Annotated in this window: 23 protein-coding genes, 1 other RNA gene and 1 pseudogene; 9 read left to right on the forward strand and 16 right to left on the reverse strand. The window is 65.3% G+C overall.

Features of this window, described 5'->3' with window-relative positions; all coding sequences use genetic code 11:
* Positions 1-7: 7 nt before the first annotated feature.
* From ftsW to rsmH, 8 genes and pseudogenes are all read right to left on the reverse strand, one after another.
* Complete coding sequence (ftsW, locus tag ACVMB1_RS22150; RefSeq protein WP_076824129.1) at positions 8-1,159, reverse strand: putative lipid II flippase FtsW; 1,152 nt, start codon at positions 1,157-1,159, stop codon at positions 8-10.
* Positions 1,160-1,406: 247 nt separating this feature from the next.
* Entirely contained in the window at positions 1,407-2,807 is a 1,401-nt protein-coding gene (gene murD / locus ACVMB1_RS22155; RefSeq protein ID WP_076824127.1) for a UDP-N-acetylmuramoyl-L-alanine--D-glutamate ligase, read from the reverse strand.
* 109 nt (positions 2,808-2,916) lie between these two features.
* On the reverse strand, positions 2,917-4,023 hold the full coding sequence (gene mraY / locus ACVMB1_RS22160; protein WP_016846578.1) for a phospho-N-acetylmuramoyl-pentapeptide-transferase: 1,107 nt from the start codon (positions 4,021-4,023) through the stop codon (positions 2,917-2,919).
* Positions 4,024-4,033: 10 nt separating this feature from the next.
* Positions 4,034-5,468 (reverse strand): annotated as a pseudogene (locus tag ACVMB1_RS22165) (UDP-N-acetylmuramoylalanyl-D-glutamyl-2,6-diaminopimelate--D-alanyl-D-alanine ligase).
* Complete coding sequence (locus ACVMB1_RS22170) at positions 5,465-6,922, reverse strand: UDP-N-acetylmuramoyl-L-alanyl-D-glutamate--2,6-diaminopimelate ligase (protein ID WP_076824125.1); 1,458 nt, start codon at positions 6,920-6,922, stop codon at positions 5,465-5,467. The pseudogene ACVMB1_RS22165 and the gene ACVMB1_RS22170 overlap by 4 nt, the downstream one beginning before the upstream one ends.
* Before the next feature lie 49 nt (positions 6,923-6,971).
* Entirely contained in the window at positions 6,972-8,729 is a 1,758-nt protein-coding gene (locus ACVMB1_RS22175) for a peptidoglycan D,D-transpeptidase FtsI family protein (protein ID WP_050385389.1), read from the reverse strand.
* Positions 8,730-8,740: 11 nt separating this feature from the next.
* Positions 8,741-9,190 (reverse strand): cell division protein FtsL, encoded by a 450-nt coding sequence (gene ftsL / locus ACVMB1_RS22180; protein ID WP_057014992.1) that lies wholly within the window; start codon positions 9,188-9,190, stop codon positions 8,741-8,743.
* A 2-nt stretch (positions 9,191-9,192) separates the two neighbouring features.
* The gene (gene rsmH / locus ACVMB1_RS22185) at positions 9,193-10,188 is read right to left on the reverse strand and encodes a 16S rRNA (cytosine(1402)-N(4))-methyltransferase RsmH (protein WP_076824123.1); all 996 of its coding nucleotides are present in this window, start codon (positions 10,186-10,188) and stop codon (positions 9,193-9,195) included.
* A 580-nt stretch (positions 10,189-10,768) separates the two neighbouring features.
* Between rsmH and ACVMB1_RS22190 the strand changes: the two genes are divergently transcribed.
* Both ACVMB1_RS22190 and ACVMB1_RS22195 read left to right on the forward strand, forming a co-directional pair.
* Positions 10,769-11,635, forward strand: coding sequence for an N-acetylmuramoyl-L-alanine amidase (locus ACVMB1_RS22190; RefSeq protein ID WP_076824121.1), 867 nt, complete (start codon positions 10,769-10,771; stop codon positions 11,633-11,635).
* A 120-nt stretch (positions 11,636-11,755) separates the two neighbouring features.
* Positions 11,756-11,983, forward strand: a complete 228-nt coding sequence (locus tag ACVMB1_RS22195) for a hypothetical protein (RefSeq protein ID WP_016840052.1) — start codon at positions 11,756-11,758, stop codon at positions 11,981-11,983.
* Between the two features lie 80 nt (positions 11,984-12,063).
* Here ACVMB1_RS22195 and ACVMB1_RS22200 read toward each other — a convergent pair whose 3' ends face one another.
* Complete coding sequence (locus ACVMB1_RS22200) at positions 12,064-13,299, reverse strand: RNA polymerase sigma factor (RefSeq protein ID WP_076824119.1); 1,236 nt, start codon at positions 13,297-13,299, stop codon at positions 12,064-12,066.
* A 94-nt stretch (positions 13,300-13,393) separates the two neighbouring features.
* Positions 13,394-13,747 carry a YciI family protein gene (locus ACVMB1_RS22205; RefSeq protein WP_057014988.1) on the reverse strand — a complete coding sequence of 118 codons (354 nt, stop codon included), beginning with the start codon at positions 13,745-13,747 and terminating at the stop codon, positions 13,394-13,396.
* Positions 13,748-13,976: 229 nt separating this feature from the next.
* Between ACVMB1_RS22205 and ACVMB1_RS22210 the strand changes: the two genes are divergently transcribed.
* Together ACVMB1_RS22210 and ACVMB1_RS22215 are read left to right on the forward strand one after the other, a co-directional pair.
* Positions 13,977-14,132, forward strand: coding sequence for a hypothetical protein (locus tag ACVMB1_RS22210; RefSeq protein WP_176937094.1), 156 nt, complete (start codon positions 13,977-13,979; stop codon positions 14,130-14,132).
* Positions 14,133-14,139: 7 nt separating this feature from the next.
* Positions 14,140-14,340 (forward strand): hypothetical protein, encoded by a 201-nt coding sequence (locus ACVMB1_RS22215; RefSeq protein WP_057014987.1) that lies wholly within the window; start codon positions 14,140-14,142, stop codon positions 14,338-14,340.
* Positions 14,341-14,576: 236 nt separating this feature from the next.
* Here the strand turns inward: ACVMB1_RS22215 and ACVMB1_RS22220 are convergent, their stop codons facing one another.
* Positions 14,577-15,011, reverse strand: coding sequence for a PAS domain S-box protein (locus ACVMB1_RS22220; protein WP_057014986.1), 435 nt, complete (start codon positions 15,009-15,011; stop codon positions 14,577-14,579).
* A 105-nt stretch (positions 15,012-15,116) separates the two neighbouring features.
* Positions 15,117-16,016 (reverse strand): LysR family transcriptional regulator, encoded by a 900-nt coding sequence (locus tag ACVMB1_RS22225; RefSeq protein WP_076824117.1) that lies wholly within the window; start codon positions 16,014-16,016, stop codon positions 15,117-15,119.
* Between the two features lie 146 nt (positions 16,017-16,162).
* Between ACVMB1_RS22225 and rnpB the strand changes: the two genes are divergently transcribed.
* Positions 16,163-16,577: RNase P RNA component class A (gene rnpB / locus ACVMB1_RS22230), an RNA gene on the forward strand.
* A gap of 169 nt (positions 16,578-16,746) precedes the next feature.
* Here the strand turns inward: rnpB and ACVMB1_RS22235 are convergent.
* The gene (locus ACVMB1_RS22235; protein ID WP_057014985.1) at positions 16,747-18,198 is read right to left on the reverse strand and encodes a GntP family permease; all 1,452 of its coding nucleotides are present in this window, start codon (positions 18,196-18,198) and stop codon (positions 16,747-16,749) included.
* A 4-nt stretch (positions 18,199-18,202) separates the two neighbouring features.
* Positions 18,203-19,222, reverse strand: coding sequence for a patatin-like phospholipase family protein (locus ACVMB1_RS22240; protein WP_057014984.1), 1,020 nt, complete (start codon positions 19,220-19,222; stop codon positions 18,203-18,205).
* 223 nt (positions 19,223-19,445) lie between these two features.
* Here ACVMB1_RS22240 and ACVMB1_RS22245 point away from each other — a divergent pair, with 223 nt between their 5' ends.
* The 3 genes from ACVMB1_RS22245 (at position 19,446) to ACVMB1_RS22255 (ending at position 20,869) form a co-directional block, all read left to right on the forward strand.
* Positions 19,446-19,625: a hypothetical protein gene (locus ACVMB1_RS22245; RefSeq protein WP_076824115.1), complete on the forward strand. Its 180-nt coding sequence runs from the start codon at positions 19,446-19,448 to the stop codon at positions 19,623-19,625.
* Between the two features lie 171 nt (positions 19,626-19,796).
* Positions 19,797-20,324: a hypothetical protein gene (locus ACVMB1_RS22250; protein WP_076824112.1), complete on the forward strand. Its 528-nt coding sequence runs from the start codon at positions 19,797-19,799 to the stop codon at positions 20,322-20,324.
* Positions 20,325-20,647: 323 nt separating this feature from the next.
* Positions 20,648-20,869, forward strand: a complete 222-nt coding sequence (locus ACVMB1_RS22255; RefSeq protein WP_141341411.1) for a DUF2721 domain-containing protein — start codon at positions 20,648-20,650, stop codon at positions 20,867-20,869.
* Here the strand turns inward: ACVMB1_RS22255 and ACVMB1_RS22260 are convergent.
* On the reverse strand, positions 20,850-21,578 hold the full coding sequence (locus tag ACVMB1_RS22260) for an alpha/beta fold hydrolase (RefSeq protein ID WP_057014981.1): 729 nt from the start codon (positions 21,576-21,578) through the stop codon (positions 20,850-20,852). The genes ACVMB1_RS22255 and ACVMB1_RS22260 overlap by 20 nt on opposite strands.
* Positions 21,579-21,784: 206 nt before the next feature.
* On the opposite strand from ACVMB1_RS22260, the gene ACVMB1_RS22265 reads away from it, so the two are divergent.
* Positions 21,785-22,528, forward strand: a complete 744-nt coding sequence (locus tag ACVMB1_RS22265; RefSeq protein ID WP_057014980.1) for a sulfite exporter TauE/SafE family protein — start codon at positions 21,785-21,787, stop codon at positions 22,526-22,528.
* Between the two features lie 62 nt (positions 22,529-22,590).
* On the opposite strand, the gene ACVMB1_RS22270 is transcribed toward ACVMB1_RS22265, so the two are convergent.
* Positions 22,591-24,390, reverse strand: coding sequence for an ABC transporter ATP-binding protein (locus ACVMB1_RS22270; RefSeq protein ID WP_076824110.1), 1,800 nt, complete (start codon positions 24,388-24,390; stop codon positions 22,591-22,593).
* Positions 24,391-24,743 lie beyond the last annotated feature (353 nt).

The raw sequence follows: 24,743 nt of genomic DNA on the forward strand, positions 1-24,743 counted from the left end.
CAGTCACCTACGCGTAGGCGCGCTGAGCGCTGGCGCCTTCCATCGATTCGATCTCGGTGCGCGGCCGCAGCCGCGTCAGCGCCAGCATCATGCCGACGCCATAGGCAAGCGACACGAACGAGGAGCCGCCATAGGAGATGAACGGCAGCGTCATGCCCTTGGCCGGAATCAATTGCAGATTGACCGCCATGTTGATGGTCGCCTGCACGCCGAACAGGATCGCAAGCCCCGAGGCTGCGAAGCGCGAGAACATGTCCTCGGTGGCATAGGCGCGGGTCAGCGTGCGGATCACGATGAAACCGAACAGCGCGACCAGCATCAAGCAGAGGATGATGCCGAACTCCTCCGCCGCGACCGCGAACACGAAGTCGGTGTGGCTGTCCGGCAGGCTGCGCTTGGCGATGCCCTCGCCCGGCCCCAGGCCGAACCAGCCGCCATTCCAGAACGCCTCCATCGCGGTGTCGACCTGGAAGGTGTCGCCGGAGGCGGGATTCATGAAGCGCTTGATGCGGCCGGCGACGTGCGGCACCAGGAGATAGGCGCCGAACAGGCCCGCGCCCGCCGCGCCGGCGAGCCCGAACACCCAGATCATCCGCATGCCCGCGATGAAGAACAGCGCGCCCCACACGGTGAGGATCAGCATGGTCTGACCGAAGTCGGGCTCCATCACCAGCAGCGTGACCAGCGTCAGCAACAGCACCAGCGCCATCGAGGTCGCCGGCATCTCCGGCCGCTTGGTCGATTCCGCAAACAGCCAGGCCGCGACGATGACGAAAGAGGGTTTTGCGGCTTCGGAGGCCTGGATGTTGACGCCGAGCAGCGTGATCCAGCGCCGCGAGCCCTTGACCTCGGGGCCGAGCAGCAGCGTCAGCACGATCAGCGCGATCGAGACCGCGAACACGATCAGCGCGGTGCGCCGGATCTGCCGCGGCGTCATGAACGAGACGCCGATCAGCACCATCAGCGACGGCACCAGGAACATGACGTGGCGGTTGAAGAAGTGGAACGGATCGAGCCCGATCCGGGTCGCCACCGGCGGGCTCGCCGCCAGCGACAGGATGACGCCGGCCAGCATCAACGCGGCGATCGCCACAAGCAGCAGCTTGTCGACGGTCCACCACCAGTCCGAGAACGGGGTGCGTTGGTCACGGGCGAGCATGGGCGTCCCCAGATGGCAGAGATAACGTCCATTCGTGGCGCAGGATGGTTTCCAAGGGGTTAACGGGTCGGGTAACTTTTGAGGGAGGTGGTTGAGCCCTCATCCAGACGTCATCCTGGCGAAAGCCAGGACGACGATGAGATGGTTCTCGCGCGATACGACGCACCGTCACTGCGTACTTCATCTCGGTGTCATCGCCCGGCACCGAACGGCGGATTACGCTGTGCCAATCCGCCCTACGTGATCGTCACACCACCGGCTCAACGCCGGGCAGCGCCTGCACGATGTCGCGGAAGGCGGCACCGCGGATTTCGAAATTGCGGTACTGGTCGAACGAGGCGCAGGCCGGCGACAGCAGCACGACGGCTTCCGCGAGCCCCGACGCCTCGGCATCGCGCGCGGCGCTGGCGATCGCGACGTCGAGCGTGCCGGACATGTCGTGCGGGACGCGCTCGCCGAGCGTGCCGGAGAATTCGGCCGCCGCCTCGCCGATCAGATAGGCCTTGCGGATGCGCGGGAAATATTCGGTCAGGGTGGTGATGCCGCCGGCCTTCGGCTTGCCGCCGGCGATCCAGTAGATGTCGGCAAACGACGACAGCGCATGCGCGGCCGCATCCGCATTGGTGCCCTTGGAGTCGTTGACGAACAGCACGTTGCCGCGGCGGCCGACCTGCTCCATGCGATGCGCGAGACCCGGGAAGCTGCGCAGGCCGTTCTGCAACACGTCGGTCGCGATCCCCATCGCCAGCGCGCAGGCCGAGGCGCAGGCGGCGTTCTGCGCATTGTGCAGGCCGCGCAGCGAGCCGATGCCGCCTAACCGCGCGATCTCGCTGCGCGCCGCGCCCGAGGCACGCACGATGGTCTCGTGCTCGACATAGAGGCCGTCGGGCAGCGGGTTCTTTACCGAGATGCGCACCACGCGCTTGCCGGCGCGATCGAGCCGGTCGGCGATGTTGCGGCACCAGATGTCGTCGACGCCTGTTATCGCGGTGCCGCCGGCCTGCACGCCGGCGACCAGCCGCTCCTTGACCGCGGCGTAATGCTCGAGCGTGCCGTGGCGGTCGATGTGATCCTCGCTGATGTTGATCAGGATGCCGACCGACGGATCGAGCGACGGTGCGAGGTCGATCTGGTAGGACGACATCTCGATCACATGGACACGACCCATGCGCGGCGGCTCCAGCGACAGGATCGCGGTGCCGATATTGCCGCCCATCTGGGTGTCGTAGCCGGCGACATCAATCAGATGCGCGATCAGCGCCGTGGTGGTCGATTTGCCGTTGGTGCCTGTGATGGCGACGAACGGCGCGTTCGGCGCGTGGCGGCGCCGCTCGCGGCAGAACAGTTCGACATCGCCGATCACCTCGCACCCCGCCTCGCGCGCCTTCAGCACGCTCCAGTGCGGCGCCGGATGGGTCAGCGGCGCGCCGGGGGTCAGGATCAGCGCGGCGAAATTCGCCCATGACACGCTGCGCAGATCGGCGGTGGTGAAGCCGGCCTGCGCCGCCTTGGCGACGTTGTCGGCATTGTCGTCGGCGGCGATCACCTCGGCGCCGCCGGCCTTCAGCGCCTGGCAGCTCGCGAGCCCGGAGCCGCCGAGCCCGAACACCGCGACCGTCTTGCCGGAGAAGGAGGTGACCGGGATCATGTCTATCTCCCTGTCATTCCGGAAACCGCGCAGCGGTTATCCGGAATCTCGAGATTCCGGGTTCTCGCTGCGCGAGCCCCGGAATGACAGTCAATGGGATGCGAAGCCATCAGCGCAGCTTCAGCGTCGACAGGCCGGCGAGCGCCAGCATCACCGAGATGATCCAGAATCGGATCACGATCTGCGGCTCGGTCCAGCCCTTCTGCTCGAAATGATGGTGCAGCGGCGCCATCCGGAACACGCGCTTGCCGGTGAGCTTGAACGAGGTGACCTGGACGATGACCGAGACCGCCTCCAGCACGAACAGGCCGCCGATCACGGCGAGCACGATCTCGTGCTTCACCGCAACCGCCGTCGCGCCGAGCATGCCGCCGAGCGCCAGCGAACCGGTGTCGCCCATGAAGATCGAGGCCGGCGGCGCGTTGAACCAGAGGAAGCCGAGGCCTGCGCCGAGCACCGCGCCGCACAGCACCGCCAGTTCGCCGGTGCCGGCGACGTAATTGATCTGCAGGTAATCCGAGAACACCGCGTTGCCGGTCAGGTACGAGATCATGCCGAAGCTTGCGGCGGCAATCATCACGGGCACGATGGCAAGACCGTCGAGACCGTCGGTGAGATTCACCGCATTGCCGGCGCCGACCATCACGAAGGCGCCGAAGATCACGAAGAACCAGCCGAAATTGATCACGAGGTCCTTGAAGAACGGAATCACGAGCGAGGTCGACGACACGTCGCGCCCGAGCCGGACCAGCGCGTAGGTGGCGGCAAGCCCGATCGCGGCCTCGATCAGCAGCCGCAGCTTGCCGGCGAAGCCGCTGTGCGACTGCTTTGTGACCTTCAAATAATCGTCATAGAAGCCGACGAAGCCGAAGCCGAGCGTCACCGCCAGCACGATCCAGACATAGGGATTGAGCGGGTTGGCCCAGAGCAGCGTCGACACCACGAGCCCGGACAGGATCATCAACCCGCCCATGGTGGGCGTGCCCTTCTTGGAGATCAGATGCGACTGCGGACCATCGGTGCGGATCGGCTGGCCCTTGCCCTGCCGCAGCCGCAGATGATCGATGATCCAGGGCCCGAACAGGAACACGAACAATGCGCCGGTCACCATCGCGCCGCCGGTGCGGAAGGTGATGTAGCGGAACACGTTCAAAGCGCTGCGGAACGCCCCAAACCCCGGAACGGTGTTGGACAGTTCGATCAACCAGTAGAACATTCGAGGAGTCCTATACCGCTTCTTCGTGCGCGGCCTTGTCGGGGAAGCGTTTTTCCAGCGCGCTGACAATCAGCTTCATCTTCGATCCCAGCGAGCCCTTCACCATGATCACGTCACCGGCACGGACCGCGGCGACCGCCTGCGCTTCGAGCGCCGCCGAGCTCTCGGCATAGCCTCCCCGCTTGCCGGTGGAAAGGGCATCCCACAGATTCCGCATCAACGGACCACAACAATATACGAGGTCGATGCGGTTGGCGGTCACGGCCTCGTTGAGGCCGCGGTGCAGTTTCGGGCCCGGTCGGCCCGAGCTCGAGCATGTCGCCGAGCACGGCGATGCGCCGGCCATGCGGCCCGGTCTGGGCCTGACCGAGCACGTTGAGCGCGGCGCCCATCGAAGCCGGGTTGGCGTTGTAGCTCTCGTCGATCAGCATCGCCTCGCCATGGCCGACCTCGAGGGTGCGGCGGAGGCCGCGGCCGGTCGGCGCCTCGAGCTGCGACAGCGACAGCGCCGCGCGCGCGATATCGGCGCCGAGTAGCGAGGCGCCGGCAAGCACCGCGAGCGAGTTCATCGCCATGTGCCGGCCGGGCATGCCGATCTTGTAGGTGATGTCGTGATCCAGAATATCCGCATGCACCGCCGAGCAGGTCGCGTGCAGCGACAGGTCGAGCAGCCGCGCCTCGGCACGCTTGTCGGCGCCGAACGAGACGATGCGCGAGATGCCGGCCTGCTTGGCCTGCTTTTGCAGCCGCGCGAATTGCCCGTTGTCGCGGTTGAGCACGACCGCGCCATCGGGCTCGAGCCCTGCGAAGATCTCCGCCTTGGCGTCGGCGATCGCCTCGATGCCGGCGAAGAATTCCAGATGCACCGGCTCGATCGTGGTGATGATTGCGACGTGCGGGCGCACCATCTTCACCAGCGGCGTGATCTCGCCGGCATGGTTCATGCCGATCTCGAACACCGCAAAGCGCGTGCTGGCCGGGCAGCGCGCCAGCGACAGCGGCACGCCCCAGTGATTGTTGAACGACGCCACCGACGCATGGGTCTCGCCCTGCGCCGACAGCACGCGGCGCAGCGCCTCTTTGGTCGAGGTCTTGCCGACCGAGCCGGTTACCGCGACGATCTGCGCGTTGAGCCGCGCGCGCGAGGCATGCGCGAGCTCGACAAGACCGGCGAGCACGTCGTCGACCACCAGCAGCGGCGCATCAGCGGGAAACTTTGCCCGTTGCGCGGTCTCGACCACCGCGAGCCCGGCGCCGGCCTTCAGCGCCGCCTCGACGAAGGCATGGCCGTCATGGACGTCGCCCTTGATCGCGAAATACGCCTCGCCGGGCGCGATGGTGCGGCTGTCGATCGAGAGACCGCTGACGCCGTCCGGCAGCGCGCCTTGCGTGGCGGCGCGCATCGCCGTCGCCATCGCATCCGAGGTCCACAACATCGTGCTCATGCGCCCTCCGCAGCCAGTGCACTGGCGACCGCCTCATGATCGCTGAACGGCAGCGTCGTGTTGCCGACGATCTGCCCGACCTCGTGGCCCTTGCCGGCAACGACCAGCGCATCGCCCGGCGCGAGGCCGGCAATGCCGGCGCGGATCGCCGCGGCGCGGTCGCCGATCTCGCGCGCGCCCTTCGCCGTCGCCATGATCGCGGCGCGGATCGCCTCCGGCTTCTCGCTGCGCGGATTGTCGTCGGTGACGATGACCTGATCGGCATTCTCGGCCGCGATCGCGCCCATGATCGGACGCTTGCCGGCGTCGCGGTCGCCGCCGGCGCCGAAGATCACGACCAGCTTGCGCCTGGCATAGGGCCGCAGCGCCTGCAGCGCCTTGGCGAGTGCGTCGGGCTTGTGGGCGTAATCGACGAAGATCGGCGCGCCATTGTGCTCGCCGACGAATTCCAGCCGACCCTTGGCGCCTTCGAGATGTTCGAGGCAGCCGAACACGTCATCGGCGGCGCTGCCGGTGCCGATCGCGAGCCCGGCCGCGACCAGCGCGTTCTCGATCTGGAATTCGCCGACCAGCGGCAGCCGGATCGCATATTTGCGCCCGCGGTGCTCGATCGCGAGCTTCTGTGCAAAGCCTTCGATGACAGCATCGGTGAGCCTGATGCCATCGCCTGCATCGGCGTTGCGCCCGACCGCGATGATGCGCAGGCCGCGCGCGCGCGCCGCATCGATCACCTGCCCTGAGCAATCATGATCGGCCGAGACCACCGCGACGCCGCCTGGCGCGACCAGATCGCGGAACAGCCGGAGTTTTGCATTGAGGTAATGCGCGACGTCGGGATGATAATCCATGTGGTCGCGCGACAGATTGGTGAAGCCGCCGGCTGCGATGCGCACGCCGTCGAGACGATACTGATCGAGGCCGTGCGAGGACGCCTCGAACGCCAGATGCGTGACGCCGTCGCTCGCGATCTCGTCGAGCTGGCGATGCAGCGCGATCGGATCCGGCGTGGTCAGCGAGCCGTAGACCGTGCGCTTGTCCGAGACGAGGCCGATAGTGCCGATGCTGGCGGAGGAATGACCGAGCCGCTGCCAGATCTGGCGCGTGAACGCTGCGACCGAGGTCTTGCCGCTGGTGCCGGTCACCGCCGCGATCGTCGCCGGCTGGCGGGAAAAGAATTTGGCCGCGGCGAGCGCCAGCGCGCGGCGCGGATTCGGCGTGATGACGAAGGGGGCGCGCGCGTGACCTTGCGGCAGATGGTCGCTGGCGACCGCGACCGCGCCGGCGGCAATCGCCGCATCGACGAAGCGCGCACCGTCGGTCCTGCTGCCGGCCAGCGCGAAGAACAGGTCGCCCGGCTTCACCGCGCGGCTGTCGACCGCAAGCCCTCCGACAATGAGCGAGGAGGCACTCGGATCGATCGTGGCATCATCGCTGAAGAGGTCGCGAAGTCTCATGATCTTCCAGTCTGGCCGGCGCCGTTCTGGCGCCGCGTGAGTATACGCCTTACTGGGTTGTTCTGGATGCCGCAAGAATAAGGCGGTCGGACGGCGGCAGGTCGAATCGCGGTTCAACGCCCAAAAGCGGCGCAATTCGGGCGATCACATTGCCGCCGGTCGGCACCGCATTCCAGCCCGAGGTGATGAACCCGTAGGTTTCCTTCAGGGGCTGCGGCTCGTCGAGCATGATAAGCAGCTGGTATTTCGGATTGTCGGCGGGCAGGATCGCGGTGAATGCGTTGAGCACGCGCTTCTTGGCGTAGCGGCCGTTGATCACCTTCTCCGCGGTGCCGGTCTTGCCGCCGATATAGTAGCCCTTGACGTCGGCCTTCTTCGCGGTGCCGATCTCGGCATTGAGCCGCATCAGATAGCGCATCTTGTCCGAGGTCTCGGGCTTGATGACGCGCTTGGCGAGCGCCATCGCCTCCTGCTCGGTGCGCTTCAGGAAGGTCGGCGGGATCAGGTAGCCGCCATTGACCAGCGCGTCGATGCCCATCACCGCCTGCAGCGGCGCCACCGCGATGCCGTGACCGAACGAGATGGTGACGGTGTTCAGTTCGCCCCATTTCTTCGGCACGATCGGCGAGGCGCTCTCCGGCAATTCGGTGCGCAGCCGCTCGAGCTGGCCCATCTTGCGCAGGAACGCCTTGTGCGCGTCGACGCCCATCGCCAGCGCAATGCGCCCGGCGCCGATGTTGGAGGAATAGTAGAACACCTCCTTCATGTTGATCATGCGGCCCATGTTGTGATCGTCATGGATCGCGAACTTGCCGTAGTGCAGCGGGCCACGCGCATCCCACATCGAGTTGAGGTCGAACCGGCCGCTATCCAGCGCCATCGCCAGCGTGAACGCCTTGAAGGTCGAGCCCATCTCGTAGACGCCGGTGGTCAGGCGGTTGATGCGATCGGGATCGTGCGCCTCCTTCGGATTGTTCGGATCGAAATCCGGCAGCGACACCATCGCCACGATCTCGCCGGTGCGCACGTTGGAGACGAGGCCGGAGGCGGCCTTGGCCTTGAACTTCTCCTTCGCCTTGAGCAGTTCGTCGCGCAGCGCGTGCTCGACGCGCAGGTCGACCGATAGCTCCACCGGCTTCTGCAGCCGGTCGGTGGCGAAGCCCGCGCGATGCAGATCGGCCAGACCGTTGCTGTCCAGCCACTTCTCCATGCCGGCGATGCCCTGGTTGTCGATGTTGACGAGGCCGATCAGATGGGCGACCTCGTTGCCGGTCGGATAGACTCGCTTGTTCTCGCGCAGGAAGCCGACGCCGGGAAGGCCGAGGCGATGGATGTCGCTCTGCTGCTTCGGCGTGATCTCGCGCTTCAGCCAGACGAAGCCCTTGCGCGACGACAGGCGGTCACGCACCTCGCTGGTGTCGAGATCGGGCAAGGCTCCGGTCAAGAGCTCGATCGCCTCGTCCTTGTCGATCAGGCGGCGCGGCTCGGCGAACAGGCTCGGCGCCTTGACGTCGGTGGCGAGGATTTCGCCGTTGCGGTCGGTGATGTCGGGCCTCGCGGTCGCGATGGCGTCCTGCGAGGCGGTGCGGCGCGCGCCATGGCTGTCGGCGCCGACGGCGAACAACACGAGACGTCCGGCCAGCACGCAATACACCGCGGCGAAAGCGAGGATGGCAAGACCAACGCGCGCGCGCGCCTTGGCGGCGCGGTCGACATTGCTGCCATACAGCAGCGTGCGGATCAGCCGCTGGTTCCAGGGCTCGGCGGGTTTCACGGCCGGTGTGTTGGCGGGTGCCGGATCGGTCATGGCTGGTCCCGTCATTGCTGGTCTCCCCCGCCCTGCCCGGAGTCGTCGAGCGCGGGCTGGTCGGCGGCCGGCTGGTCGGTCGCCGCCTTGTCGATCGATCCGGTGGTGCTGTCGGGCGCCGCGGCGGCCTCGATGGTGTCGATCATCGCGCCGATCGGATCGCGCGAACCGGGCCGCGTGAAGCTCGGCGGCCGCTCCGGCAGGTTCTTCAGGGAATCGTACTGGTTGGCGTTGACCGGCTTCAGCGGCAGATGGCGCTCGGCGAGGCCCTGCAGCCGGAGCGGCGCATCGAGCTTGGCCCATTCGGCGCGCAACGCGGCGATCGCATTGCGCTGCTCGCGGATCTCGGCATTGAGCTGCAGCACGCGTTCGACGCGCGCGGTCGATTCCATCTTGATGCGATAGACATACGACGCCGCGAAGATCAGCATGCCGATGACGAGGAGATGGAGAAGGCGCATCGTCACCCTCCCCGCTTCAGGTCGGACAGGCGGGGCCATGACGGCAGGTCGTCGTCGGCGTGCACCGGCGCCGCGGTGCGCTCGGCGGCACGCAGCTTGGCCGATCGCGCGCGCGGATTGGCGGCAAGCTCGGCCTCACCGGGCGTCACCGGACGCTTGGTCAGGATCTGAAAGCTCGGCGCCGCTTGCGCCATTTCGGGCAAATGCCGCGAGCCGGCGGAGACCTTGCCGCGCAGGCTGAGGAAATTCTTGACGATGCGGTCTTCCAGCGAATGGAACGAAACCACGACGAGCCGGCCGCCCGGCTTCAGCACGCGCTCGGCCGCTGCGAGCGCCTCGTGCAGTTCATCGAGCTCCTCATTGACGAAGATGCGCAGCGCCTGAAAGGTCCGCGTCGCCGGATGGATCTCGTTCGGCTTGGCGCGCACGACCTTCGCGACGATATCGGCAAGCGCGTCGGTCGTCGTGATCGGCGCGTCCTTGCGCGCGGCGACGATGGCGCGGGCGACGCCGCGCGAATGCCGCTCCTCGCCGAAGATATAGATGATGTCGGCGAGCTGTTTCTCGGAAGCCGACGCGACCACGTCGGCCGCGGTCGGGCCGCTCTGGGCCATCCGCATGTCGAGCGGACCGCCGAGCCGGAATGAGAAGCCGCGTTCGGCCTGGTCGAGCTGCATCGAGGAGACGCCGACATCCATCACGACGCCGTCGACCTTATCCACCCCGTGCGACGCGCAGACCTCGGCGAGGTTGGAGAAGCGGTCCTCGACCAGCGTCAGCCGACCGCCCGCGCCGTCGACCAGATCGAAGCCGCCGGTTATCGCGGTGCGGTCGCGGTCGATGCCGATCACGCGGGTCTCGGCGACATCGAGGATCGCCCGGCTGTAGCCGCCGGCACCGAAGGTGGCGTCGACATAAATGCCGCCGGCGCGCGGAGCGAGATGCGCGACCGCCTCGCGGCCCAGCACCGAAATGTGACGCGGCGCACGCTCGCTCATGCGCCGCTCCCGGGCGGGGCCGCGTAACTGGCATGCAAGCTGGGTGCGCGCCGACTCATTGCGCCTCGAATCCTCGCGCCCAGAGCCTTCTTCGTTCCGATTGGATCGGAACGGGGCTCTGGATTCCTGTCTTGACGCGTTTTCTTCACGCGAACCGGTATCCACTTCGCTCGAAAACGCGTGAAAAAGCCGCTGCGTGACGCCAGCGCCAACTCCCGTTCTCGGCCGCAAATCCTGATATCCGACCGGAATTGGGAGGGTTTCCATGGGATTTCGCGCAAACAGCGGGGCTCAGCGTCCTTTGGCCGTCCCCCGAAACCGGTTCGGCACTTCACCTCTCAGTAACGGCACTTAACGTTAAGAAAACGTTGATGATCGGTTAGCGGAATCGCGCGGCTTTGATCCGCATTCGAGTGATACGCTGGCGACCCGCTCCGGGCACAATGGCGCAGCGCATCATGCGGATCGTGGAACCGGCAGGGGTCGATTGCGCGGCCCGCACGGTAAAGGAATAGTAAACGCCTATTTGTTTATCCATATGTCAAAATGCTTTCTCCTGGTTCGGGTTTGAGTGATTCGTATGGCTTCAAGTTCGTCTTCGTCCGGCAACGCTGATTCGAAGCGTCAGCGCGCCCTCCCTGTTCCAAAGGGGGTGGCGGACGCGAAGACGTTCACGCCGGATTCCTCGATCGCCTCCGACGTGATCCCGTCGGCGAACTTCGGCGATCGCGCCAATGGCCGGCAACCCGACATGATCGTGCTGCACTACACCGGCATGCCCGACGTCGAGGGTGCGATCACCCAGCTGTGCACGGCCGGCACCGAGGTCTCGGCGCACTACATCGTGCTCGAGGACGGCCGCATCGTGCAGTGCGTGCCGGAGAGCAAGCGCGCCTGGCACGCCGGCGTGTCCGCGTGGGCTGGCGATGACGACATCAACTCCTGCTCGATCGGCGTCGAGATCGTCAATCGCGGCCACGATTGGGGCTATCCGGATTTTCCGCTGCGCCAGATCGCGGCTGTCATCGCGCTGTGCCGCGGCATCATGCTTCGCCGCAAGGTGGTCCCGCATCGCGTGCTCGGCCATTCCGACGTGGCACCGGCGCGCAAGAAGGATCCCGGCGAGAAATTCCCGTGGCACTCGCTGGCCAATTCCGGCGTCGGGCACTGGGTGCAGCCGGCGCCGATCGTGCGCGGCGACGCGCTGCAGCTCGGTGCGATCAGCGACAGCGTCTCCAACATGCAGGCCGCGTTCCGGCGCTACGGCTACAACATCCCGACCAACGGCAAGTTCGACGGCCCGACCATGGAGGTCGTCACCGCCTTCCAGCGCCACTTCCGCCCGGAGCGCATCGACGGGATCGCCGACCGTTCCACCATGGCCACACTGCACGCGCTGCTCGAGAGCCTGCCGCCGGATGCGGCGACGGTGGTCGCGTCGAGCTAGGCTCGCCTCCGTCCGTCGTCGCGAGGAGCGGTGCATTTACCGGCCAAGTGTGCGTGCACGTTGGAACTTTTCGGCATGAGCGGTCTTTGTAGGTGGGGCGGTCCGAGTGGAGATTCGTCCATGTTCAAAGCACTGATCGCAGGAGCCGCCGCCGTCGGCCTCATTGTCGCTCCGGCAGCCGCTGGCGCTATGTCGACCCAAAGCAAGACCATGTCGTCGACCCATCACAAGACCCAGAAGGTCCATCACGCGCAGAAGAAGATGGCACCCGGCACCACGACCGGCATGTCGAAGGGGACGACGACCGGGCAATCGAGCACCGGCGCCAAGGCAAAGACAGGGTACTGAGCACGCTCAACGCCTCACGGCGCGCTGACCATCGTGGATGAATGGCGCGCCGTCACTGGCCACGCAAGAGATGGGGTGCGTCACCCCATCTCGGCGATGCGCCGCGCATAGAGCCGGCGCAGCGGTTCGAGTTGCGTGGCTGCCGTTGCGGCGAGATAGGCCTGCCGCGCTTCATCCTTGCGGCCGAGGCGGCGCAGCAGGTCGGCGCGCACCGCGGGCAGCTGGTCATATCCCTTCAAAGTGCCGCGCGCGTCCAGCGCGTCGATCAGGTCGAGCGCGCGCGCCGGACCATCGACCATCGACACCGCGGCGGCGTGATTGAGCTCGATCACCGGCGACGGGCTGATGCGCAGCAGCACCTCGTAAAGACCGGCGATCTGCGGCCAGTCGGTGTCCTTGTAACTCGGCGCCCGCGCGTGCAGCGCGGCGATCGCCGCCTGCACGGCGTAGGACTGCGGCCGGCCCGGCATCCGCAGCGCCTCCTCGACCAGTTCGAGGCCTTCGGCGATCTGCTGGAAATCCCACAGCGAACGGTCCTGCTCCTCGAGCAGCACGATATCGCCGCCGGCGGTCTGGCGGCCGGCGCGGCGCGCATCATGCAGCAGCATCAGCGCCAACAGCCCCTTGATCTCGCCGCGCGCCGGTATCAGCGCATCGATCAGCCGCGCCAGCCGGATCGCCTCGCGGGCAAGATCGGGCCGCATCAGATCCTCGCCGGCGGTCGCCGCATAACCTTCGGTGAAGACGAGGTAGATCACCGCGAGCACGCCGGTGAGGCGCGGCTCCAGCGCCTCACGCTCCGGCACCTCATAGGGAATGCCGGCGAGTTTTATCTTTTGCTTGGCGCGCAAGAGGCGCTGCGCCATGGCGTCCTCGCTCACCAGGAAGGCGCGCGCGACCTCGACCGTCGTCAGCCCGCACACCGTGCGCAAGGTCAGCGCGACCTGGACCTCCGCCGCAAACGACGGATGGCAGCAGGTGAAGATCAGCCGCAGCATGTCGTCGTCAAGCGTTGCATCGGCCGGCTCGGGCGAGGACTCTGCATCGAGCAGGATCTGATGCGTCAGTTCCTGCTGCTTGCCGCGAAACGTCGCCGCGCGGCGAACGCGGTCGATCGCCTTGTTGCGGCCGACATTGACCAGCCAGGCACGCGGATTGGAGGGGAATTCGCCGATCGGCCAGCGCTGCAGCGCCACGGCAAAAGCATCCTGAAGCGCATCTTCGGCCAGGTCGAAATCGCCGACGAGACGGATCAGCGTTGCGAGCGCCCGGCCCGCCTCGTCGCGAAACACTTTTTCGATCTGGCTGGGGGTCATGGTCTCACCGTCATTCCGGGGCGATGCGAAGCATCGAACCCGGAATCTCGAGGTTCCGGGTTCGCGCTTCGCACGCCCCGGAACGACGAAACCATCACTTGTCGTAGATCATCACCGGCCTGACTTCGATCGAGCCGGTCTTGGCGCCGGGAATCCGCGCCGCGAGGCCGAGCGCCGTGTCGAGATCCTTGGCATCGACCAGATAATAGCCGCCGAGTTGTTCGCGGGTTTCCGCAAACGGCCCGTCGGTTGTCAGCGTCTTGCCGTCGCGCACCCGAACGGTGGTCGCGGTCGACACCGGCTGCAGCCCGTCACCCGCCTTGAAGTGTCCGCTCTGGATGATGGACTGGGTGTAGACGCCATATTCCGCCGACAGGGCCTTGCGGTCGTCGGCATTCATGCGGCCATATTCCGCGTCGCTCCGGTAGATCAGCAACAGATATTGCATCTTGAGAACTCCTCTTGATCGGCTGGATCGCCGACACCCAGTCGAACGGGCGACACGCAGGACGACATCGTCAGGATAAATTATTTTGGCCGCCCGGCGTGAATGTCTCACCGGCCCGGCGGGCCGCAGAGCCAGCTTATATCGGATAATCCGATAGTAATCCCCAATATTATTCGTTTGTTAAATTCATGGCAGCGCGTAGCCTTCGGATGCCCGGAGGACTTTCGCCATGACACCACTGCCGCAGACAGCCACACGCCTTTCCCGGCTCCTGCTGTCGATGCTGTACCGAATCCTGCGCAGCCGGATCGTGGCGAAACCGCGCCACCACGCCAGTCAGGTCGCCTCGAACATCGCCGCGGGCGGCAATCCGCTCGGCGTGTGAGCAGGCAATGCAACGGGGCATCACGCGCCTGAAGGCGTTGCGTCAGCTGATCGCCGACGAAGGGCTGACCATCGCGATCCTTGCGGCGGTAGCCGCAGCGACGGTGATCGCATTTGGTTTCGGTGCGGAAGCCGACATCGTGGCCTCGATGCTGGTCATCGGCCTTGTGACCGCGCTGGCGGAGACCCGCCTGCGATCGGGAAAGTAGCTCCAGCGGCCGTGATCGGCTCCGGAGGGGATGACCGAGAACCTGGCATTTGCTTGTAGCCTTATCCGCGTCACTGCGAGCCACCGGGTCGCGCGAACGCGCGCCCGATGACAGGCTCCGCGAAGCTATCCATCTGTCGCATGTGCGGAGCGATGGATTGCTTCGTCGCTTCAGCGCAAAATTGCTTCGCAATTTTGTCGCGAGCTCCTCGCAATGACGGCATGGCTTCCCAGCCTTTACGACGATGTCGCGGCCTGCTGCGCGGCGCGGCGCCGCAACTCCTTGAGCTCCTCGAAACGCTTGGTCACGTCGCGCATCACCGCGACGGTGCCGGCGACCTTGTGCGCCGCATCGTGCAGCATCTCGATGGTGAATTCGACGGAGATGCGCGTCCCGTGCCTGGTCAGCGCCGGCACCGACAGCAGATCGCCCTGACCGTAACGGCTCGTCCCGGTCGCCATCGTGTGCCGGAAGCCGGCCCAGTGACGCGCGCGCAGATTCTCCGGAATGATCAAATCGAGCGATTGTCCGATCGCCTCCTCGGCGCTGAAGCCGAACATCCTGACCGCGCCGGGATTCCACAAGCTGATACGGCCTTCGACATCGGTCGCAACGATCGCGTCGGAGGCTCCCTTGAGCAACGCGTCTCCCACTTCTGCCGCAATATCCATCGTTTGACCTCCTGCTGATCCCGATCCTGCTGTGAACGCGGACGTTTGCGCTGACAAGCGAAGAAAGCCGATGGAATCGATCGGAGATGCCGATAGAAATCGCGGTCAGCGCCGCCGCCGCGCGGCAGGCCTGGACCGCGGCAGGTCCGCGCTCGCATTAACCTGCGACGCGGCAAGCCGATGCATGGTCTCGACCGCGCGCGCCAGATGATCGTCCTGGCTGTCAGCCGGATAGGCGACATAGGCGGGCATCGCAAAGCCAGGTGCGCCGGCGACGGCGTGCAGCCGCCGCGCCTTCAGGAGCGGCTCCACGATACGACGCGCGAAGAAGCCAGAGCCGCCATTCTCCAAAAGATGCTGCAATCCGAGCCAGCCGATATTCACCGTCAGCGCGGGGCCGGCGAAATTCGGAAACAGCGTGGCGTGACGCGCGTAGAATTCGGGGCCCCAATCGACATAGACATAGCGCGGTCCCGGCTCCGGTGCGCTTTTCGGATCGGTCGACACCAGGATGAGCTGCTCCTCGAACAGCTGCTCGACCTTGAGGCCAGGGCGACTCTGCGGCGTGTACATCACGCCGATGTCGATGCGTCCCTCGACCAGCCCCTGCATCAGCTCGGGCTCGAGCGCGCTCTCGGCGCGGATCGAGATGTCGGGATGCGCCCGCGTCATCAGCGGCAGCCAGCGCAGCAGATACTCTTCCCAAAGTCCGATGCGGCCGCCGACCACCAGCGTCGCGGAAAATCCCTTGGGGATTCCTACATCATGGCGCGCCTGCTCGACGGTGCGGACCAGCACCGAGGCGTGGCGCTGAAACTGCCGGCCGGCCGGCGTCAACTTGGTGCCGGCCTTGTTGCGCACGAACAGCACGCAGCCGAGCTGCTGCTCGAGCGTGTGGATGCGGGTGCTGACGGTCGACTGGCTGACATGCAGCCGCTCCGCCGCGGTGATGAAGTTGCCGGCGCTCACCACCGTCAGGAACGTCCGGGCCAGTTCGGTATCCATGGCGCCTCGACCTTTGGATCGATCAAATCGATATCAAAGGCCCCTCCTCTGCGAATGTCAAAATCGAGGACCCGCCGGGCGCCGGGCCAGGGGTTAACCATCGCAATCGCTTGACGCGGGCGGCCAAAGCCCGCATGCGTAACCCGTCAGTCGGCCGGACGGCCGCTCCCGCAAGCGCCGAAAGGCCGCGGGGGAGGAAAGTCCGGGCTCCATCGACATGCGGTGCCGGATAACATCCGGCGGGGGCGACCCCAGGGAAAGTGCCACAGAGAACGAACCGCTCCCTCCTCGGAGGAAGTAAGGGTGAAAAGGTGCGGTAAGAGCGCACCGCGTTTCCGGCAACGGAGATGGCATGGCAAACCACACCGGGAGCAAAACCGAATAGGGACGGCAACGCGGTTAGTTCGCGCACGCGCGATAACACCGCAGGGCGATGTCAGGCCCGCTGTCCGGGTAGGTTGCCCGAGGCAAGGTGCAAACCTTGTCCCAGAGGAATGGCCGTCGCGTACCATTCGCGAGAATGGTGCCCTACAGAACCCGGCTTACAGGCCGGCTGATATTCTAAAGCGTTTTCGAGCGAAGTGGATTTCCGGTTCGCGTGAAGAAAACGCGTCTTGAAGATGGACCATGAGGGGCTCGGCGCGACACGCCGGGCCCCTCGCCATTTTCAGATCAGCATCGTTCCAGCTACGCGCGCCGGCGGGAAGTAGAGCCAACCCATCGTCTTGCGTCAGAACGACCCGAATGCGGTGCCGATCGCAATCACCGCTGCGAGTGCAATGACAGAACTCACAATGCCGACCATGACAATGTCGAGATAGCTATCGCGATGCTTGAGCCCACAGATCGCAAGCAGGCTAACGACAGCGCCGTTGTGAGGTAGAATGTCCAGCGTTCCCGAACCGATCACCGCGACGCGATGCAACAGGCCGGGGTCAATACCCGCCTCCGCGGCAAGGTCCATATAGGTCCGTCCCAGCGCATCGAGCGCGATCGTCAAGCCGCCGGAAGCCGACCCCGTCAGCGCCGCAAGGATGTTCGTCGCGACCGCGAGCGACACCAATGGACCGCCTTCAATTCGCAACACCCAGTCCCGCACCACGCCGAAGGCGGGAAGCGAGGCGATAACGGCGCCGAATCCGACAAGGCTTGCGACGCTCAGCGCCGGCAGGACCGACGCGTTGGCACCGGCATCCATCGTTCGTCGCAGTGCGGGCAGCCGCGTCCAGTTGCAGAGGATGACCGTCACGATCGCTCCCGCCAACGCCACGACAACTGACCAGACACCGGCCACGGCAGCCAGTGATGTATTTCCCCACCGCTGTTCGGCCAGGAACGAGAAATCAAGCCGAGGCAGCACAACCAGCGACATCACCAGATTGACGGCGACGACGACGATCAGGGGAAGGATGGCGTTGAAAATCGGGACGGCGGCATCGCTGTGATATCCGTGGCGGAGCTCCGCCGGGTCGAATTCTCGCGCCGTCGTAGCCCGCTCGCGCAACAGCTCATCGTCGGCTGCATCCGCCGGAACCGGCGGCTCGTCGCCATACCCCTCTTTTGCGCGATGCGCTGCCTTCTCCGCGCGAAGCAGCCACCACAGCCCGACGCTCAGCATGATGATCGAGGCGACAACGCCGAGGCCCGGTGCGGCAAAGGGGGTCGTGCCGAAGAAAGGCATCGGTATCGCATTCTGTATCGACGGCGTGCCCGGCAGCGCCGACATGGTGAAGGTCGAAGTCCCGAGAATGACCGCCGCCGGTACCAGACGACGTGGAATCCCCGCCGTGCGAAACAGCGACTGCGCCATCGGAACGATGACAAAGAAGGCGACGAACAGGCTGACGCCGCCATAGGTGACCAGTGCGCCTGCGAGCACGACCGCAAGGATGATCCGGCGTTCGCCCAGGCACCGGGAGATGAAGCCCGCGACCGCCGCGACTGCGCCGCTGTCATCCATGAGCTTTCCGAACACGGCGCCAAGCAGAAAAATAGGGAAGAACTGCGCGAGAAACTCCGACGCACTACCCATGAAGGTCTGCGTCCAGTTGGCAAGCAGCGGCTCGCCGCCGAAGGCTGCGGCCACCAGCGCACAGAGCGGCGCGAGCAGCAGCACGCTCCAACCGCGGAAAGCAAGACAGACCAGCAGTCCAAGCCCGACGAGAATGCCGAGAAGACCCATCGTCTCAGCACTCCGCCAGCAGAATATCGAGATCCGCCGTCGAACGCTCACCGAGATCGGCGCCATGGGCGTCGAGGAATTCGCCGGCGGCTCGCCGCCCTTCCTCGTGCAGCTTGGCCACGAACGCCCATTCGGCATTGAGCTTGGATGACGAACCGAACGTCGCGAGCATGTCGCTCTTGATCCGGTGCGTCTTCATCTGCGCCCAGCGGGCGCCTTCCCCTGTACCGGGATCGGCGACCTGGCGAAGCAACGCGATCATCCGCAGCTCCTTTGCCAGCGGCGAGTTGAACGAGATCTCGTTAAGCCGGTTGAGAATGTCAGCGGCCGTGCGCGGCTGCTCCGGACGCTCGGTCGGGTTGATCTGGACGACGACGGTGTCGCGCGCGTCGGTCTCGCGGACGAGCGGTGTAATCGTGGGATTGCCCGCGTAGCCGCCGTCCCAATAGGGCTCGCCATCGATCTCGATCGCGCGAAACATCGTTGGTAAGCAAGCCGACGCGAGCAGGACTTCCGCGGTAATCTCCGCGTTGCGAAAAATCCGTCCGCGGCCCGTACGCACGCGCGTGGCGGTGATGAAGAGCTTGATCGGCGCGCGTGCAAGACGCTCGAAATCGATACTGTCGTTCAATATGTCGCGTAGCGGATTGAAGCCAAGCGGATTGAGGTCGTAGGGTGAAAGCATCCGCGACATCAAATCGGTAAAGAGATAGGCCGGGGAGCTGTCAAGCGACCAGCGTCCCATCAGGCGGTCGAGCGGCGACCGTTGCAACGGACTGAATGCGGCGGCGCGCGAGACGCTTCGCCAATATTTTTCAAGCGCTTCGCGTGCGCCGGCAGCGCCGCCCGCGGTCCAACCATCCGCCAGCACGGCTGCGTTCATCGCTCCGGCCGATGTCCCGGATATGCCCGCAATCTGAAACCAAGGTTCTTCGAGAAGCCGATCCAGGACACCCCACGTGAACGCACCGTGCGATCCCCCACCTTGAAGCGCCAGGTCTACGAGCACGGGGCTGCGGTTCATGAATCCATGCTCACCAGCACGCGAGGCGCTCATTATGTCGCAGTTCAACCGAACATGCGAGACAAAGTTGCGGTCGCTGCCTAGTTCCGATGGCGAACTTCGAACGATATTATCTCAACTCGAAGCGAACCGATCGCTTCAGTGCCGCCACAGCCCACCTTTCTTAAAAGGCGACATGCATGGGGTGGCGGGCGTAGAGTGTGCCTCTCGCGGAGGATCGCAGATGGACCTTCAGAAGATCATGGCGAAGGCAAGAGACATCGCCAGCAGCACCGGCACGATCACGACCGAGCAACTGAACGGGATGTGCCCCAACAATATGGAGCCCGAAGATATCGCGGCTCTCTTTGCGGCTCTGCGCACTGAGGGGATTCGTCTCAAGGACAACGACGCAGAAAAGTAGGAGCCACTGTGCTTTGACGCTATAGCAAGACAATCGATCACTGCGATCGAAGCGCTGGCCGAGTTTGGATAGTGGCAGATTGGCCATCCCGCGGCATTGCAGCTATGATCCGCCAGAGCTGGACGTGTCCTTCTGCCCCGAGATTCAAGAAGATCAAGAGGAGGAATAGGAATGTCGGTCGCCTGCAAGTTCGAACGCAGCATCCTCAGCCACGAAGAATATGAGGAAATCCGCCTGACGCATCATCCCGCCATCTACGGCGTTGAGGTGAGCGAGCTCGAGGCCATGCGACCCCGCTTGCGCAAGATGCGCGATAAGGAGCGAACGGTCGGCCGACAGAAGCAGCGAGAGAGCCGCGGAAAGGCCGAGGCTCGCGGCACGAGCTTTCCAGGAACCGCCAAGCATGCGTCAGAGCGAAAACAGGTCTTCGCGGCAGCGCTGAAACGGGTCAACACGGAGCTGAGGCGTCAGCACAATCTGGCAGCCCGGACCGCACATGTCGAAGCAGCGCGAAAGGCCCTCGCGCTGCACCGGGCCGCGAACTTCACGACGCGTCCCCCGGCAGGAGGCACCGCGGACGAAGGCATGGCGTCGAAGCCAAGCGAACGCCGACGAAAGATCATTGCAGGCGCAAAGATCGGACGCGTATCGCAGGCGACAAAGGTCGCTCAAGCCGTCCGCGACGCGCGCGGTGCATGATCCCGGGCAAACAAGCGGCTGATTGATTCCGGCGCGGCATCGGCATCCCGCAGCATACGCCAGCCGTCGCGGTTGCGCGCGGCCTGCCGCATGCTGAAGCGGACAGGGCGCGGCGTTTCAGCGGCATTGGTCAATGCAACCGCCAGTCAATCAGTGCCCGCCAGAACCTCAAACCCAATCCGGACGCTGATCTCCCGCATGAACCGCGTGACCGACCGGATACAAGCTCTTGATGCGGTCCCGGACGGCGATGATGCCAAAACAGGGCGTAAGAGAGACATGCCCCGGCTGAGGCGCCGCGCCGAGTTCCTCAATCGCCTATCATGTTCTCCACAATAAGCGCCATCCCGACGTGCCTGCTGGTGATCGTGGCATTCGTCAGTACCTATTTCCAGCTGCGGCACGAATATGGTGTCGCCATACTTTTTATCGTAGCGCTCGGATCTTTCACCGCAGCGCTGATAGATCTCGTCCGTGAACGAGGATTGCCGTGCACGAATACGATCTGGATCGCTAGAAATCGCCTCAGGAAACAATCTCCATGAGCATCGCCATCAGCGCCTCCGGTGCGGTGACGTTCGGCGAGTGGCTGGCGTCGATCTCGAAATAGCGCCAGCCGGCTTCGTTCCTGATGCGCCGGGCGAACTGGCCGAACGTGTCGGCCTGCGTGGCGCGGGTGGCGTAGATGTAGCTGCGCGGCAGGCTGGTCTCGCCGTGCTTCAACCGCAATTTCTGCTCGAAGCATTTGATCGGCATGTCGACGCGCCGCGCGCTCAGCCATGCGACGTCGGCGGGCGACGTGTCCGGCGGCACCGGCATCGGCGGAATACGCCAGCCGTCGCCGTCGCTCGCGAACTCACGCATGGTCTCGATCGCCGATTCGTTGAGATCGAACAGCGACTGGCCGTCGCGCGGCACGAAAGCGTCGATATAGATCATCTGCGCGATGCGCTCGCGCACCCGGTCGGCGACGCCGGTCGCGACCATGCCGCCATAGGAGTGCCCGATCAGCACGATGTCGTGCAGGTCCTCGTAACTGATGACGCTAAGCACATCCTGGATATGCGCCTCGAGGTCGAGTCCTTGATGCGCAAGGTGCGCGCGCTCGCCAAGCCCGGTGTAGCTCGGCGTGACCAGCCGATGGCCGGCGGCCTGCATCAGGGGATGCATCTTCTTCCATGCCCAGCCTGCCGACCAGGCGCCGTGACAGACCAGAAAGGTTTTTTGCGAATTCGCGGGCGAGCCTGAAGTCATGGGATGCTTCCGTTCCGATTATCGTTGATGAGCCGCGATTTTGAATAGTACCTGCGAGACGCGTTGTGTAAACGTGGCGCCAAACACCACCGTCGTTCCGGGGCGATGCGCCAGCATCGAAGCCGGAATCTCGAGATTCCCCGGTGCGCGATTGCGCGCCTGCGGTCTGGTCCTTCGGACCATCCCGGAATGACGAAGGAGAAAAAATGACCCCGGCAAGCTATGCGATCCTGTTCTTCGGCGCGCTTGCCGGCGGTTTCGTCTCCGGCCTTGCCGGCTTCGGCACCGCGCTGATGGCGCTCGGCATCTGGCTCTATGTGCTGCCGCCGACACTCGCGGTGCCGCTCGTGCTGGTCTGCTCGGTCATCGCGCAGCTCTCGACCTTGCCGTCGATCTGGAAGAGCATCGATTTCCGCCTGGTCTGGCCGTTCGTCATCGCAGGCCTCGCGGGCGTGCCGATCGGCATCCTGCTGATCGCGCGGGCCGACCCCGAGGTCTTCAAGCTGACGATCGGCGTCTTCCTGCTGGTGTTTCCGACCGCGTTGTTCCTGCAGCGCAAGCCGATGTCGATCGCCTTCGGCGGCAAATGGGCCGATGGCGCGATCGGATTTGCCGGCGGCATCCTCGGCGGCCTCGCCGGACTGTCCGGCCCGCTGCCGATCCTGTGGGCCAGCGTGCGCGGCTGGGGCAAACAGCAGCGCCGCGGCGTGTTCCAGATCTTCAACTTCACGATCCTGGCGGCCGCGCTTTGCGTGCAGATCGCAAGCGGCCTGGCGAAGCCCGAGCTGATCTGGCTGGTGGCGTGCGCGTTTCCGGGGACACTGCTCGGCGCCTGGCTCGGCGCGCGGCTCTATCACGCGCTCAGCGACCGCAATTTCTCCGACGTCGTGCTGCTGCTGCTGTTCCTGTCCGGCGTCGCGCTGGTGTGGAACGGACTGGCGCCGAAATAGCGGGCGCTGCGTGAGCGTCGGTTCTGATCCAATCAGAACCGACGCTCCAGCCATGCGCCATCTCACTCCGCCGCGGCCTGACCGAACTCGGTCGCCTGACGCTCGAACAGGCCGCGATAGATGCCGCCTTGACGCGCGGCCAGCACCTCATGGGTGCCCTGCTCGACGATCTCGCCGCGGTCGAACACCAGGATGCGATCCATGCTGCGCACGGTCGACAGCCGGTGCGCGATCACGATCGAGGTGCGGCCCTTCATCAACCGTTCCATCGCCTGCTGGATCAGCGCCTCGGATTCCGAATCGAGGCTCGAGGTCGCCTCGTCCAGGATCAGGATCGCCGCATCGGCCAGGAAGGCGCGTGCCAGCGCCACGCGCTGCCGCTCGCCGCCCGACAGCTTGACGCCGCGCTCGCCCACCAGCGTGCCGTAACCCTTCGGCAGCCGCATGATGAAGTCGTGCGCATTGGCAAGCCGCGCCGCCTGCTCGATCGCCTCCATGCCGGCGCCCGGCCGGCCATAGGCGATGTTCTCCGCCAGGGTGCGGTGGAACAGGATCGGCTCCTGCTGCACGATCGCGATCTGGCTGCGCAGCGATTGCTGCGTCGCCTTGGCGATGTCCTGACCGTCGATGAGGATCCGGCCAGCGGAGACGTCGTAGAGCCGCTGCACCAGCTTGACGAAGGTCGTCTTGCCGGAGCCGGAGCGCCCGACCAGGCCGACCCGCTCGCCGGCATCGATGTCGACCGACAGGGCGTCATAGAGCGGCCGGCGATGGCCGCCATAGTGAAACGTGACGTCGTCGAACACGATGCGGCCGCCCTGGATGTCGATCGTTCCAGCATCATCCGCGTCGACGATGCCAAGCGGCTCGCCATGGATCTGCACCAGCTCCTCCATGTCGTTCACCGAACGCTGCAGGTTGTTGATGTGCATGCCGACATCGCGCAGATAGGCGTGGATGATGTAGTAGCTGGTCAGCACATAGGTGACGTCGCCCGGCGTGGCGCGGCCCTGCGCCCACAGCAGGATCGCACCACCGATCACCGAGGCGCGGAAGCACAGCAGCACCACGAGCTGCGCCGTCGAGGTGTGGTTGTAGCGGAACCAGGTGCGCCGCACCCGTCGGCGCCAGCGGCTGATGACGCCGTCGAGCCGCACGTCCTCGCGCGTCTCCGCGCCGAACGACTTCACCACCGCGTTGCAGGTCAGGGCGTCGGCCAGCGTGCCGCCGACCTTGGTGTCCCACGCATTGGAAACGCGCGCGGCAGGCGCGACGTAGCGCACCTGGAACACCATGGTCATCGCGACATAGATCACCGAGCCGACCGCGATCACCGCGCCGAGCTGCGGCCAATGCACGCCGAGCAGGATCATCGAACCGACCAGCACCACGACCGACGGCAGCAGCGCCATCAGGATGGTGTCGTTCAGCAAATCGAGCGCCCACATGCCGCGCGTGATCTTGCGCACGGTGGAGCCGGCGAACGAATTGGCGTGCCAGTCGGTCGAGAAGCGCTGCACCCGCATGAAGGCCTGCTGCCCGACATCGGACATCGTCTTCAGCGTGAACGGCACGATGGTCTGGATGCCGACCAGCCGCAGCACCAGCGACAGCGCGCCGAGGCCGACGATGGCGCCGAACGCCAGCATCGCCGCATGGCGCGCGGCCGCATTGGTGGCGCCCGCGGTCAGCGCGTCGACCAGATGGCCGGAAAACACCGGCATGAACAGGTCGGCCGCGGTTGCGCCGAGGAATCCGGCCGTCACCGCGGAGGCACGCAGCGGCTGTTCCAGCCAATGGCGGAAGACAAAGGGAAGCACGATCCGGATTGCGGCCGGCCGCTTGGTCGTCAGAGAGGTCATGGCACATTCCGGCCACGCTTTTGCAGCGCGTGCCGGCTCCATCTGAGGCGACGTGCGGGCAGAATCCGACCGCGAGCGCCGCTGGAAATTGTCGATAGCGTGTTGGGAAGTTTTGCTGATCGGGGATCAGGCCCGGTCAGCGCCGGGAGCTAACGCCTAAACGCGTCCAGCACCGTCGAACGCGGGCGCGCGATCTGCGAAATAAACGACTTCATGCGCATCTCCCCGGTTCGAGTAAGGAAGCGCTGCTTATAAATGCATCACGCGCGATTGGCAAGGTAACATCGGCGTGAGTGCGTCAATGTGTCGGCGATATCAGCTATTCACGGGACCGGGCGCAGCCCGCGCGCCGA

The organism is Bradyrhizobium sp. USDA 4504, from assembly GCF_054063995.1.